This window comes from Trichocoleus desertorum ATA4-8-CV12 (assembly GCA_019358975.1).
GTDB lineage: Bacteria > Cyanobacteriota > Cyanobacteriia > FACHB-46 > FACHB-46 > Trichocoleus > Trichocoleus desertorum_A.
Map to the genome: position 1 here is coordinate 74,729 of JAHHIL010000010.1, position 12,244 is coordinate 86,972.

Annotated in this window: 14 protein-coding genes; 5 read left to right on the forward strand and 9 right to left on the reverse strand. The window is 47.0% G+C overall.

Annotated elements, in window-relative coordinates; all coding sequences use genetic code 11:
* Positions 1–360: 360 nt before the first annotated feature.
* The gene (locus KME12_10740) at positions 361–726 is read right to left on the reverse strand and encodes a cupin domain-containing protein (protein MBW4488253.1); all 366 of its coding nucleotides are present in this window, start codon (positions 724–726) and stop codon (positions 361–363) included.
* Between the two features lie 216 nt (positions 727–942).
* Between KME12_10740 and KME12_10745 the strand changes: the two genes are divergently transcribed.
* Entirely contained in the window at positions 943–1,587 is a 645-nt protein-coding gene (locus KME12_10745; GenBank protein ID MBW4488254.1) for a GIY-YIG nuclease family protein, read from the forward strand.
* A 64-nt stretch (positions 1,588–1,651) separates the two neighbouring features.
* On the opposite strand, the gene KME12_10750 is transcribed toward KME12_10745, so the two are convergent.
* From KME12_10750 to KME12_10765, 4 genes are all read right to left on the reverse strand, one after another.
* Positions 1,652–2,497 (reverse strand): GNAT family N-acetyltransferase, encoded by an 846-nt coding sequence (locus KME12_10750; GenBank protein MBW4488255.1) that lies wholly within the window; start codon positions 2,495–2,497, stop codon positions 1,652–1,654.
* 23 nt (positions 2,498–2,520) lie between these two features.
* Complete coding sequence (locus KME12_10755) at positions 2,521–3,066, reverse strand: RNA 2'-phosphotransferase (GenBank protein ID MBW4488256.1); 546 nt, start codon at positions 3,064–3,066, stop codon at positions 2,521–2,523.
* A gap of 211 nt (positions 3,067–3,277) precedes the next feature.
* A complete protein-coding gene (locus tag KME12_10760; protein MBW4488257.1) occupies positions 3,278–4,180 on the reverse strand; it encodes an ATP-grasp domain-containing protein in 903 nt (300 codons plus the stop codon).
* Between the two features lie 13 nt (positions 4,181–4,193).
* Complete coding sequence (locus tag KME12_10765; protein MBW4488258.1) at positions 4,194–5,798, reverse strand: ATP-binding cassette domain-containing protein; 1,605 nt, start codon at positions 5,796–5,798, stop codon at positions 4,194–4,196.
* Positions 5,799–5,852: 54 nt separating this feature from the next.
* Here KME12_10765 and KME12_10770 point away from each other — a divergent pair, with 54 nt between their 5' ends.
* Positions 5,853–6,065, forward strand: a complete 213-nt coding sequence (locus KME12_10770; protein MBW4488259.1) for a hypothetical protein — start codon at positions 5,853–5,855, stop codon at positions 6,063–6,065.
* A 236-nt stretch (positions 6,066–6,301) separates the two neighbouring features.
* On the opposite strand, the gene KME12_10775 is transcribed toward KME12_10770, so the two are convergent.
* On the reverse strand, positions 6,302–7,060 hold the full coding sequence (locus KME12_10775; protein MBW4488260.1) for an alpha/beta hydrolase: 759 nt from the start codon (positions 7,058–7,060) through the stop codon (positions 6,302–6,304).
* Positions 7,061–7,178: 118 nt separating this feature from the next.
* Between KME12_10775 and KME12_10780 the strand changes: the two genes are divergently transcribed.
* From KME12_10780 to KME12_10790, 3 genes are all read left to right on the forward strand, one after another.
* A complete protein-coding gene (locus tag KME12_10780) occupies positions 7,179–7,439 on the forward strand; it encodes a carbohydrate porin (protein ID MBW4488261.1) in 261 nt (86 codons plus the stop codon).
* Between the two features lie 112 nt (positions 7,440–7,551).
* Positions 7,552–9,771, forward strand: coding sequence for a HAMP domain-containing protein (locus tag KME12_10785; GenBank protein MBW4488262.1), 2,220 nt, complete (start codon positions 7,552–7,554; stop codon positions 9,769–9,771).
* Positions 9,772–10,195: 424 nt separating this feature from the next.
* Complete coding sequence (locus tag KME12_10790) at positions 10,196–10,729, forward strand: PspC domain-containing protein (protein MBW4488263.1); 534 nt, start codon at positions 10,196–10,198, stop codon at positions 10,727–10,729.
* A gap of 19 nt (positions 10,730–10,748) precedes the next feature.
* On the opposite strand, the gene KME12_10795 is transcribed toward KME12_10790, so the two are convergent.
* The 3 genes from KME12_10795 to KME12_10805 form a co-directional block, all read right to left on the reverse strand.
* Positions 10,749–11,153 (reverse strand): hypothetical protein, encoded by a 405-nt coding sequence (locus KME12_10795; GenBank protein MBW4488264.1) that lies wholly within the window; start codon positions 11,151–11,153, stop codon positions 10,749–10,751.
* Positions 11,154–11,214: 61 nt separating this feature from the next.
* Complete coding sequence (locus KME12_10800) at positions 11,215–11,631, reverse strand: glutathione S-transferase domain-containing protein (protein ID MBW4488265.1); 417 nt, start codon at positions 11,629–11,631, stop codon at positions 11,215–11,217.
* 116 nt (positions 11,632–11,747) lie between these two features.
* Complete coding sequence (locus KME12_10805; protein MBW4488266.1) at positions 11,748–12,212, reverse strand: hypothetical protein; 465 nt, start codon at positions 12,210–12,212, stop codon at positions 11,748–11,750.
* Positions 12,213–12,244 lie beyond the last annotated feature (32 nt).

The following is a 12,244-nucleotide window of genomic DNA, read 5'->3' on the forward strand; positions in this document are numbered from 1 at the left end:
ATTCGCTAAGCATAAAAAAAGCCCGACTAAAATGCCGAGCCTCTGAGCCATAAGGCTCCTGTGATGATGAGTTTAGTATTCCCACTCAACTTTGAGTTGCATCTATCAACCTATTTACCTTGCTAGTTCATTTTGGTAGCTAGTGGCACCCTCTAAAACGCGAGTATAAACAGGAACTTACCGAATTAGAACACACGCTGGCCTAAAGCCTATCTTTGTTGTTTAACATAACCGCCTAAAGAAAGCAATTGCTTTCACAATATAAGGAGTCAAATCACAATATCTCTTAATATTAATGTGAAGCTTTGCTACTTTTGTTGGTAAAAAAAGTGACAAGTGCTTTGTAGCTAGCGATCGCCCCTAAACATCTTCTAAGGGGACAAGGTGATACCCCGCATTGGCTGGCGACACAACTGAAATAAAAACTAATGGCTCCTCACCGTTGTTAAATACTCCGTGGACGCATCCTAAGTGGGCGACTACTACATCTCCTGCAACAATAGGTTTTGTAGAGCCTCCTTGATCTAGATAATATTCTCCCCTGCCGCTCAAAATAGTCCAAGTATCCTGTCCGTTGGGATGGACATGGGGGAGAATTGTCTGTCCTGGTTTGATGTACCAGGCAACGACGACAGCATCCTTAGATTCCGTAACGACCGAGCGAATAGGTTCGTCCTCTGTCGGCTGAAGAAATTGAGAACTGGGAAATATCCTAGTCGTACTCATTTTGTCCTCTCAGGATGGGAAACTCGCTCCATCAGCAGAAACAGTGCTGCTTTTAGAGCTTGCTGACCTGAGATTGTCTCACTGATTGACCGAAAACACTGTCTCAACCACAACTAACAGAGGTTCCGCCCACAGATTAACGTGCCCGCACCCTGAGTCTAAATAGAAGTAAGATCGTTCTCGTCAAGCTTAAGTGACTCAACCGAGACTGATCCTGTGGAATCCGAAAAAAACGTCCCCCTTGAAGACCAGAACGTTCCAGCCGCTCACCAAGGACTACATGGTTTTCTCTATAGTTCTGATGATGAGCATGGCTCAGACCCTACATCTCTGCCACTGGTGACTGAGGGGGCTGAAGTGGTTCCAGCCGAAAATTGGCGATCGCACACCCACAGAGTTAAGGTAGCAGGAGTCTACGCCGTTTTAGATGCTGATCGTCAGACCCAGTACATCGGCTACTCTCGCGATGTGCAGCAGTCGCTAGAGGGACACATTTCTCAGCATGGCGTGGAAACCTGTGCTTTTATACGAGTTCAGCCGTTTAAGTTTCCGACGCGGCAGGCAATGGAAGCACTGCGAGATGAATGGATTGCCGTACTGGAGCAGGTTCCGCCTGGGAATCAAGCAGAAGGTGGAACTTGGGCGAAAACAATTGGTGAGGTGGCACAAGCGAGTATGTCAACAGCAGAGCGTCAGGCTTATGAGGATAAAAAGCTCAAGTTACGCAAGGCTATGGCGGACAACACTCTCAGCCATGAATTAGATTTGCAGGAGACACCGAATGAGTCAGAAGAGGAGCGTCGGCAGAAATTAAAAGCAGCCGTTGAGAATGATGATTGGAGTGGTGTGGTTGAGTCTTGATGTCCCCTTTGCTATTCCTTAAATAGGCCTAGAGCAAAGATTTCAGGGAGAGCGGGATCGGCAACTAAGCGAGGTCATCAAATGAGTAATCTCGCCAGTCTGTCACAGGTTGATAGCCAATCATCTGATAGATGTGATTAGAGGTAGGATTTGCCAAATCTGTGAACAAGAAACAGGAATGATATCCCTGCTCAAGGAGTTGCTGACTCAAGGCAGCGACACAGGCAGTCGCATATCCTTTTCCTCGATGTTCAGGTGGGGTGTAAACAGGGCCAATTGTAGCGCCATGCGGGGTTGAAGGACGACCACAAGCTAGAGAAACAGGAGCTTGGTCTTGCCAGAGATAAGCCACTCCTCGCTGTATTTGGCGTTCCGTCATTTTCTCGGGATCTTCCTCCAGCGTCCTGAATACTTCCATCTGGAAGTCATGGTTCCATTGCACCAAGAGGTCGCGATCGCTCTCCGTCGCCTGCCGTAGATACCCTGATGCTTGAGCGACAGGCTGGACTATTTGCAGTTGATGCACTCGCAGGTTAAGGGACACTTTATAGGGTTGCTGTGTCAAAGCCTCCCAGGCAGAGGCAAAAGCTTGCGCTTCCGCTACTAAACTCAGCACTCCAGGCAAAGACTTCTGGTGTTGGTAGATGTCTTGAGCAATTAGTTCAGCAGCTTGCAAATCAGCCATCTTAGATAGCACTAACTTGCGCGGAGGTGTCCGCATTGCTACGGCAACAACTTGATCATCTACTTCTACCGTTGCCAAGTAGAGCGGAAATGGATAACGCTTGGGATGATGTACCAAAGTGTTAGTAATGGCAAACAGCAAGCTGTGATCGGCTTCATAACTGATCAAATAGTCTTTGCTATGCTCATAAAATTGCTTGGCATCCTGAAACCGTTGGAGTTGCATGATCGACTCCTGAATGGAGCTGTCTACAAAATCGTTAAGTACTCTGATGGAATATGATCCACCAGCCAAACGCCATTTTCCGCACAGAAAAAGAGATACCCTGCTTGATGTATTGCCGCTGCATCGATCGCAAACACCACCGGACGACCGTGTCTAGCACCCACTTTTCGAGCTGTTTCCACATCCTGGGAGAGGTGAACATGATGCCGAGACATTTTGTGCAGACCTGATTGCAGAATCATCTCTACTGCGCGATCGCCCGTCCCGTGATACAAAATATCCGGCGGCAACTGCGGCTCTAGTTGCAGATCTACTTCCACACTATGACCCTGATTGGCCCGGATTAGCTCACCTGTGGAGTCGAAAGAGAAGCGCTTCTTATCACTTGTCGCCACGACTGCTTCTAGTTCCTCACGACTGATTGGGAACTGATGCTGAGCGCAGGCTGTGAGCAATTCATCGACAGCAACCCAACCACCCGCACCGAGAGCCAAATTTAGGCGTTCTGGTTGATGACGGAGATGTTTGCTGAGGTATTTGCTGACTTTGACTAGGCGATCGCGGTTCATTTAGACAAATCGGTGCACGAACTCATGAATCAAATCTACTTTGGCAATCGGCTCTGAGGATCAATGCTTTTGCTAATTTCATTGATTTTCACCTCCTTACACACATTAGAAATCTAGCGATCGCTCATCTCTAATGCACGGCGAGCGCGATCGCTTTTGTTTTTGAGTTAATCAATATTATAATACAGTTTACACTACATTGTAATACACGTCAAGTCAAAAAAGCTGAGAGAGCCTGATAGAACGCAGCAATATCAGCACTATCTGGTAATCCAGCAACTTGACCGTCACCGAGTTCTACAATCATCCAGTCACCATTTAGGCGCTTGGCTACATCCATTGTGAAGAAACGACTTTGTACGGCCTGAGCCACTTCACAGAATTGCGTCATGGGTGGACAGATTTCTGCATAATTTCCTTCATCCCAATATTTGTTCACATAAACTGGTTCAGCATCCAAGAAAAAGAGACGAAATTCTTGAGTCAGCGGCATGCCACTTTTGGAGTGGGTGGTTAGAGGCTCAAAGTCTACAAATTCTCGAAACACTAAGCCTTCATTCAACCCTGTTTCTTGGAGTTGCAGAAACCGACGTACGACTCGTTCCACAACGGTTTTATCGGATGCTTGCGGAATGTAGCAAGCCTCATGCCATTCATGTTTCCTCGATTTCACAAAGTCTTTGAGGATAAGCGGGCGATCGCCAAAATCACGCAGTAAAGACATGACTATATCCATGTCCAATTCTCCATTGAGCGTTAGCCACACAGATTTGGGTGTGCAAGGCGCAATGATGGAGTAAGACTCTGGCAAATAATGACAATGCTTGTAAGCAGTCGCGTCATTCAGCAACCGAACTCCCCGCTGTGCCAGTGCCTCAAATAGTTGCTGATACTGAGTGGGTGTTAGCATCCAGCCTCGATAGAGCCCCATTTGTTCGGTGGGCTGTACGGGCACCTTGCGAACTGCTTTCCCAGGGTTCTGTTCATTCACTAATGCTTCAAAGTCAATCAGAGCAGGCTGAAACCCAAGGCTCTTCACAGCCTCGCACTCCGTCACATAGTCACAATCAGGTTGGCGAATATCAAACGGATCAGCACAAAAAATAAACTGCATAGGAGATCTCTAATTACGCAAGCAATTCTCGATAAAAGTTCGTTGGGTCGCCAGGAAGGTAGGTTGTCGGCTGCAAAGCTTGATTGTTTAATCGCAAGGCTTTGGTGATGCCGATCTGGCTGAGAAAATCGAGGTCATGGGAGATCACCCACAGAGCACCCTGATATTGATTCAGCGCTGTAATCATTGGCTCCACAGTAACAGTATCTAGATTATTGGTGGGTTCATCCAAAATCAATAAATCTACTGCTGAGATACTAATCATCGCGATCGCCAGTCGAGCCAGTTCGCCACCACTCAACCCAGCAGCAGATTGATACACCGTTTCATTGAAAAAGAGAAAATGTCCCAGTTGTTGGCGGAGCAATTGGTAGCTCAGTTGGGGATTGGCTGCTTGCATATTCTCTAAGACGGTTTTCTGGCGATCGACTACGCCATAAGTTTGATCCAGATAAACTACTCGTAGGTCTGGCGCTAGCCGCACTTCTCCTGCCTCTAGAACTGCCTCTGTTCCTGCCAATCCCAGAATCGCTTTCACTAAACTTGATTTACCAGAACCATTGGCTCCCAAGATAGTAACTCGATCGCCTGTTTTTACGTGTAGTTGAATGTTTTTGATCAAAGTGCGATCGCCCACTCTTAGATCAGCACCTTGGATATCAATCAAATTTCTGACTTTGCGTGGCCTCTCCTCCAAACGAATCAGCGTGGCTTTGGTGGTTTTGATTTTGGTTTCTACCAGCTTCTGCTGAGCTTGGGCTAGTGCTGCATCATGTTTTTGGCCCGCCGTTCCTGCGGTTGCCGAGGCTCGGTTGGCAAAATAACGTTTCGCCGCTTTGCTCATACTGTTGTCGAAAGCTTGTAATCTGCCCTCTCGTTGCGATCGCGCTGCTCGTTGCTGTTCTTTGAGCGCTGCTTCTCTGGCCCGTTTTAGTTCTTTTTTAGCTACCTCATGGGAGCGATCGGCATTCTCTTGGGCGATCGCTTTTTGCGCTTTGTAGAACGAGAAGTTACCCCCGTAAACCTGAATGCCTGTCGATGTTAGCTCCCAAGTGATGTTCGCGACCTGATCTAAGAAGAAAGGTTTATGCGAGACAATCACAAAAGCGCCAGAAAACTCGTGGAGAAACCGTTTGAGAATCTCCAGCGCTTCTAGATCCATGTGATTAGTTGGCTCATCCAGTAACAAGATGCGTGGCTCTTGCACCAAACCAACCGCTAGAAATAGCTTGGTCAGCTCACCCCCGCTCAAATTGGCAACTGGGAGGGAGAGATCTACTACCGTTGCTAATTTGGTCTCTAAGATGTCAGCGATCGCCCACCAGTCATCAGCGATCGAGCTGAGCCATTCCAACACAGTCTGCTGTTTTTGCTCTATGGGTAATGTGCTAATTTGTGGCAAATAGTAGATGCTGTCTTTTTGACTAACAAAGCCAGAAGTAGGCTGTAGCTGGCCTACCAACAACTGTAACAAAGTCGATTTACCAACACCATTCGGGCCAACAAGCGCAATCCGATCGCCCACTTGAATGCTAACGTCAATCCCCTGAAATAAAGTTCTATCTGCCGTTAAGTTGTAACTAAGATTTTCTGCCCGCAAGAGAACTCTCGATTCCATACCAAAACCTCAACTTGGATAAAGCGATCGCCAATATTCCAAGTGAGATTCTTCATGGCTCTGTTCTCCAATCTATCTACGCAACAACTAACTGTAGTCGGTCAATCTCGAACTACAATTGCCTTCCAACCGATTCCGGATGCCCAGTCTTCCAGCGCTCCCATACTACAAAATTCTAATAAAAATGCCACTATTTTGGGGTGTTTAAAGCCGTTGTGGCTGCTACAACTTGGAGAAACTGCTCATGATGATGTCTCCAATTTATAAAGTGCTCCGACAACGATCTTCCAACCATCGCTTTCCTGCCGCATTGTGTAAGCTAACCCGAAGCGCTCTAGCTCTGTTCGATCTTGCTTAAAGCGAATCACAATGCCACTCACGATAGCAAGGCGATCGCTCAACTGCTGAATACTGAGAGATTCAGTTTCACTGTAGGCATACCCCCGAAATTTGGTTTATGAATAAGGGATAGACAGGACGAAGCATACAGACTAAATCAATCACTAGCTCTGTAGGAAATTGATGATTGCCGCTGCTGTAACCTCCGGATGACTGAAGCAGAAGGCATGACCTGCGTCTGCAAGCACTTCTAACTTGGCAGCAGGGATATTCTGAGCCAAAAACTCACTGTTTTGTGGTGGAATAATGCGATCGCCATCTCCTGTAATTACCAACGTTGGAGCCGTAATTTTATCTAACAAGTCACAGGTATCATGGGTGCTCATCGCTTGATACTGGCGGATCAGCGCTTCTCCTTGGCTGTGGTAGGGTGCAGTGGTTTGAAAAAATTCAATTAAACGGCTTTGATTCGTTTGCAAAAACTCTAACGGAAAAAGCTGCTCTAAAATGCTGCCATTCCCAAGTCCCGCAGGAGGATTAAACTGGCTACAAGTGCCGCCTGCCATCGTGCAGCCTAAAACCAATTTGTTGAGTTGGTCAGCATGATTGAGGGCAAATTGTTGAGCTACCATACCACCCATACTGATGCCGAACACATGCGCTTTCGTCTCACCCAACACTTTTAATAAACCTGCGGCATCTCCTGCCATTTGAGCTGTGGTATAGGTTCCAGTCGCTGGGCTCGTTTCTCCCGCATCTCGGTTGTCAAACAAAATGACTTTGTAATGCTGGGCCAGTAGTTTTGGGAGTTTAGTGCCCCAATCTAACAAACTAAAGCTGAGACCCATCATCATTAAGAGTGGATCTCCTTCACCATAAATTTTGTAGTTGATATCAAGACCGTTGACATGAACTTTGGGCATATCACCTCATCGAAAAGAATCAAAAAAGGAATATGGACATCATCGCAGCACCCCGATTCTCTCCGCCATTAAAGTAGCGATCGCCTCTATCATAAATCGCGATCCTTAATGATTTCGTATTCCTCACCTAACTCTGAACGGATCAGATTTAATAGCTGACTCACCAACAAGCGTCGAGGAAATCACCAAAGGGCATAAATATTTTGTGGCGGGTGGTGGCGATGGTGGCACCATATTGGAGTTGGAAGCTTCCTACTATTACCCTTTGAATGATAATGTGGCGATCGTTCCAGCCTTCTATGCTATCTTTAACCCTAACAATTTTGACAGTAATCCCAATATTTATGTGGGCAATTTTCGGGCACAATTTAGTTTTTAATTTTCCCTGTAAAGAAGAGTATTGCTAACAGGTTGAGCGATACATCACCAAACGAGTTGGGAACTCTGAGCCTAGACTACATCGGCATGAGTCGTAAATTCTGGTCATAAAAATGCTTCGTTCCAGCAAAACTAAAGCGCTACCATTGCAGCTTGTGCTGATTGTTCCATTTGTTTTGCAAATTTTTGGGGCGGTGGGGCTCGTTGGCTATCTCTCCTTTAGGAATGGGCAGAAAGCGGTCAATGAGTTGGCGGAGCAGTTGATGGAACGCACAAGCAACACGGTTGATCAGCACTTAGATTCTTATCTGTCGGTTCCACATAAGGTGGCCCAGATTAATGCTGATGCGATTCGTATGGGATTGCTGGATGTCCGCGATCGCGAAATGCTTGGCAAGTATTTCTGGCACCAAATGCAAGCCTATGATGTCAGCTACATCGGCGTTGGGCTGACCACAGGTGAGGGGGTGGGAGCCGCTCGTTATGATGGCAAAACGGTCACGATGGATGATTGGAGTGCTAAACCTCCCAATAACTGGACTAGCTATGCATTAGATAGTCAGGGCGATCGCACTCATGTGCTAGAAACTTTGGATTGGAGCAACTTTCAACAACCGTGGTACACAGGCCCAGTCAAAGCAGGTAAACCAATCTGGTCTCCGATCTATGTGATTAACTATCCCAATGAGGTTTATATTGCCACCTCAGCGGGTCGTCCCATCTACAATGCGAATAATCAATTGCTGGGCATGGTCAGCATTGATGTTTCTCTCCTAAAGCTCAGTAATTTCTTGCGGAGTTTAGAAGTCAGTCGAACGGGCCAAGTTTTCATTTTGGAGCAAGACGGAACCTTAATTGCTAACTCTGGGGAAGCACAACCTTTCACGTTGGTTAAAGGAGAGATTCAGCGGCTAAAAGCGATCGATAGCTCCGATCCGGTCGTACAACAAGTGGCCCAACAAATCCAAAAACGCTTTAACAACTCCTCCAAAATCAAGGCCACTCAGGAATTACAGCTTGATCTACAGGGAGAGTCGCATCATGTCCACATTACTCCCTGGCGCGATGAATATGGCTTGGATTGGCTAGTTGTGATGAGCGTGCCAGATAGCGCCTTCATGGGCCAAATTAATGCTAATACTCGCAGCACCATTTGGCTTTGTTTAGGAGCTTTGGGCGTTGCTTCTGTATTGGGCCTTTTTACTTCCCGCTGGATCATTCGCCCGATTCTGCGGCTAAATCGAGCCAGTGAAGCAATGGCATCTGGGGACTTAGATCAGCGGGTAGAAGATAGCGGCATTGGAGAATTCAACATCCTTGCTACTTCCTTTAACCACATGGCAGGGCAGCTACGCGAGTCATTTGCAGCTCTGGAACAAAGCAATGAAGAACTGGAAGACCGAGTAGAACGACGTACAATTGAACTCAAAAATGTCTTAGGGGAGTTGCAACGCACTCAAGCTCAAGTCCTTCAGAGCGAGAAAATGTCTAGCTTGGGCCAGCTGGTTGCTGGGGTCGCCCATGAGATTAATAATCCAGTTAATTTTATTCATGGCAATCTCACTTATGTACAGGAATACACTCAAAGTTTGCTAGCGCTAATGCAGCTGTATCAACAGCACTATTCCAAGCCTATTTCTGAGATTCAGACTATGGCTGAAGAGATCGATCTGGAGTTTTTACAAACAGACTTACCCAAGATGTTGTCTTCCATGAGAGTAGGCACCGATCGCATTCGTCAGATTGTGTTGTCCCTGCGAAACTTCTCCCGTATGGATGAATCAGAGATCAAGCCTGTGAATATCCATGAAGGTCTTGATAGTACGCTGATGATTTTGCAGCATCGCCTCAAAGCTCACCCAGACAGAGCAGAAATTGAGGTGGTTAAAGAGTACAGCGATCTCCCCCTAGTAGAATGCTATGCGGGCCAACTGAATCAAGTGTTCATGAACATTCTCACTAATGCGATCGACGCAATGGAAGAGAATAATGCCAACAGAATGTCTCAAGGGATGCAGGTCAAACCTAGCCAGATTACAATTCGCACCGCTGTTATTGATGATCAATGGGTGCAAATTGCGATCGCAGACAATGGCCCTGGTGTTCCGCTAGCGATTCAGCAACGCATTTTCGATCCCTTCTTTACCACAAAAGCAATTGGTAAAGGAACAGGCATGGGCATGTCAATCAGCTACCAAATTATTACTGAAAAACATAACGGTCAATTAGGTTGTTTCTCAATCCTAGGAGAGAAAACTGAGTTTACCATTCAGATCCCAATTTGGCAGCAAAGCCAGTCGGTAGCACTAGTGGGAGCGGAGAAAGAGGGATGAGGGATGAGGGATGAGGGATGAGGGATGAGGGGTGAGGGATGAGGGGTGAATAGGGTAAACAATAGCCAATAGCCAGACTCCTAACCCAGACTCGAAACACTACACTCAGCTTCGTTTGGAGGAGGTCTGGAGGACGCAACCGTCCTTCAGCGGGGGTTTGGGGGCGAGTGCCCCCAAGGGTTCGGATTTAGGCAAGCGATCGCTCATGCAGATGACCTGACTGGGCGATTCCGATGGATTGGAAAAAACATAAGCTGATTGACTAGGGGCGAGGAGGTTACTAACCTGTAGCTCACTCTGGACTCAATAAACATCAGCAATCCCCAGTACTGCCGTGGTTGAAGCGTTTAATACTGTTTTCACTCAACTCCTATTTTTTGTCGGCTCTACTGTATCCTTTTCTTTGGTTGGATTACTCCTTTTTATGGGGCCTGCTTTGGGGGCGATCGCCGTTCGCCGCTCTCTGTCACTGCGTTGGCATTTGCTTCTGTTGGGCATTTGCATCTTCTATGGGGCTGTACCACTCCTCATGGGCTGGGGAGGATTGGCTCTGGCTGAATGCTTTAGCTGTGATGTGGACATCACGATTTACAAGTGCGCGGAAAATCCCCAACTAAGTGATTTGATCACGGCTATGACTTTTGCCCCCTGGGGTCTAATGATTACAATTCCATCCAGTGCATTGGGTGTCATAGGACTTGTGATCTCTTTAGTGCTCAAAGTGGTCAGCTCAAGTCAAGGAAGGCAAGCATCCCCAAGCCCAACTGCTGTCTTTTATCGTAGCCATCGTCATAAGGTGATTGCGGGAGTCTGTACAGCGATCGCTCAACTTTGGCACCTACCACTTCTAGGGGTCAGAATTGCTACAGTCGCTTTAGCAGTCATCATGCCGATATTGGCCCTACCGTTGTACTTCTGGTTGTGGTTGGCATTTCCGCTGGAACCCCAACTTTCATAGTTGGTCAGGAGTCGGAAGGCTATGGCGATCGTCTCCAACGCCATAACGCTACAGCACCTAAGATGCCCAAAGCTGTCCCTATGACTAAACTCAGGGGGCCTAAAAGTATCAATGATAAATCTGCTTGCGATCGCTGCGGATAACCGCCAATTCCCAAGAGCGCCAGTACTGCTACAACTGCACCTACCATCGACCCCAGCACAATCCAGCGAAACACAGAGGGAGAGCGAGTGCGGGTCACTACAGCAACTCCAATGATTCCCACAACTAAGCCTAGCACTGCCCCGAAAATGGCTCCAAAGGCGATTGCATTCTGAAGCTGTCCGTAGTTGAGTACGAGTTGGGCTACGGCGACCCAAATAAGCGTATCAAGGAGGCTCCAAGATAGGAGGGCGATTGCAATCATTTGGTACTGCTCTGTCATGTTCCTCCTTAATACTTGCTCATAGAATGGTTCTATCTATCGTCAAAAGTGCGATCGCAACTTAGGCACATACTTTTTTGACCACAGGTAGTTCGCTCACTGTTTTCCACCAGGTCTGGAGTTTGGGAGCTTGAGCCGTAATCGCATCAAACTCTGGAGTTTGCGAAAAATAGATAAAGATTGGAATCAAAAAGAAATCAGCAATACTAATCTCGCTGCCTAAGAGATAGGGACTGCCAACCGTTAGTGACTCAATTGCTCCTAAGGCTGTTTTGGCAGGGGCGATCGCAGCTTGAATTTTGCTCTCGTCTGGTTGGCCACCTTGAGTAGGCACAATGAGGCGTTGGATCACGATTGTACCAATCACAGCGGCATAAAGATAGCTATATGAATGAAGCCAAATGTGGCTGATCGAGTGGAGACAGCTAACACGCTGACGCTGTGAATAGAAGCCAAGACAACTATTGCACTGAATAATGCAACAATGCTGCTAAATGTCATACTGCGCTTTATTCATCACAAGCTCGCCCATTAGAATAGACCAATTTCCCTATCAAGGCGAGCAAGTATTGATACATCTTTTCCAAAGGCTCTCTAAGATTCAGTCACCGCATCTGGCTTATCGGGCTTGTTAAACACCTCACGCGATAAACGATGGACAAGGCTGGAAGAAACGTAGAGTAACGTGAATCCAATCAGAGGATGGAGTACCTCCAGGTGCAGAGGAGTGTGGAGATGAATGCTGCAAAACTGGAGTCCAAGTAGCATAGGTAGGCTGGCTACGAGCGATCGAATTCTGTTTGAGAAAGGAACAAGCAGCGACCCTCCTAGCAATATTAACGACAGCCCACTGTACCCCCGCACTAACCAAACATGAACATCCCACCAGGCAGGATTGTTGAAGTAGGCAACCCCAACCGTTAATAATTGAGCAATCAAGCAGAGATTAAAGATGATTGAAATTGTATATAAGCCAATCCGCATCCAATAGGTAGAAGTGCGATCGCTACTGGGCGCAGCTCCGAGAGAACCGCAATCAATTTCCGAGTTTATGGTCATGTCAAACTGCCTGTTTTACTGTCATAACGCTT

What these genes read in the sequence shown, in the direction of transcription:
- KME12_10755 (MBW4488256.1), bottom strand. Translation starts at nt 3,066, where the DNA reads ATGAACCGCGATCGCCTAGTCAAAGTCAGCAAATACCTCAGCAAACAT.
- KME12_10770 (MBW4488259.1), top strand. Translation starts at nt 5,853, where the DNA reads ATGGCTCTGTTCTCCAATCTATCTACGCAACAACTAACTGTAGTCGGT.
- KME12_10775 (MBW4488260.1), bottom strand. Translation starts at nt 7,060, where the DNA reads ATGCCCAAAGTTCATGTCAACGGTCTTGATATCAACTACAAAATTTAT.
- KME12_10795 (MBW4488264.1), bottom strand. Translation starts at nt 11,153, where the DNA reads ATGACAGAGCAGTACCAAATGATTGCAATCGCCCTCCTATCTTGGAGC.
- KME12_10740 (MBW4488253.1), bottom strand. Translation starts at nt 726, where the DNA reads ATGAGTACGACTAGGATATTTCCCAGTTCTCAATTTCTTCAGCCGACA.
- KME12_10785 (MBW4488262.1), top strand. Translation starts at nt 7,552, where the DNA reads ATGCTTCGTTCCAGCAAAACTAAAGCGCTACCATTGCAGCTTGTGCTG.
- KME12_10750 (MBW4488255.1), bottom strand. Translation starts at nt 2,497, where the DNA reads ATGCAACTCCAACGGTTTCAGGATGCCAAGCAATTTTATGAGCATAGC.
- KME12_10760 (MBW4488257.1), bottom strand. Translation starts at nt 4,180, where the DNA reads ATGCAGTTTATTTTTTGTGCTGATCCGTTTGATATTCGCCAACCTGAT.
- KME12_10805 (MBW4488266.1), bottom strand. Translation starts at nt 12,212, where the DNA reads ATGACCATAAACTCGGAAATTGATTGCGGTTCTCTCGGAGCTGCGCCC.
- KME12_10765 (MBW4488258.1), bottom strand. Translation starts at nt 5,798, where the DNA reads ATGGAATCGAGAGTTCTCTTGCGGGCAGAAAATCTTAGTTACAACTTA.
- KME12_10790 (MBW4488263.1), top strand. Translation starts at nt 10,196, where the DNA reads ATGGGGCCTGCTTTGGGGGCGATCGCCGTTCGCCGCTCTCTGTCACTG.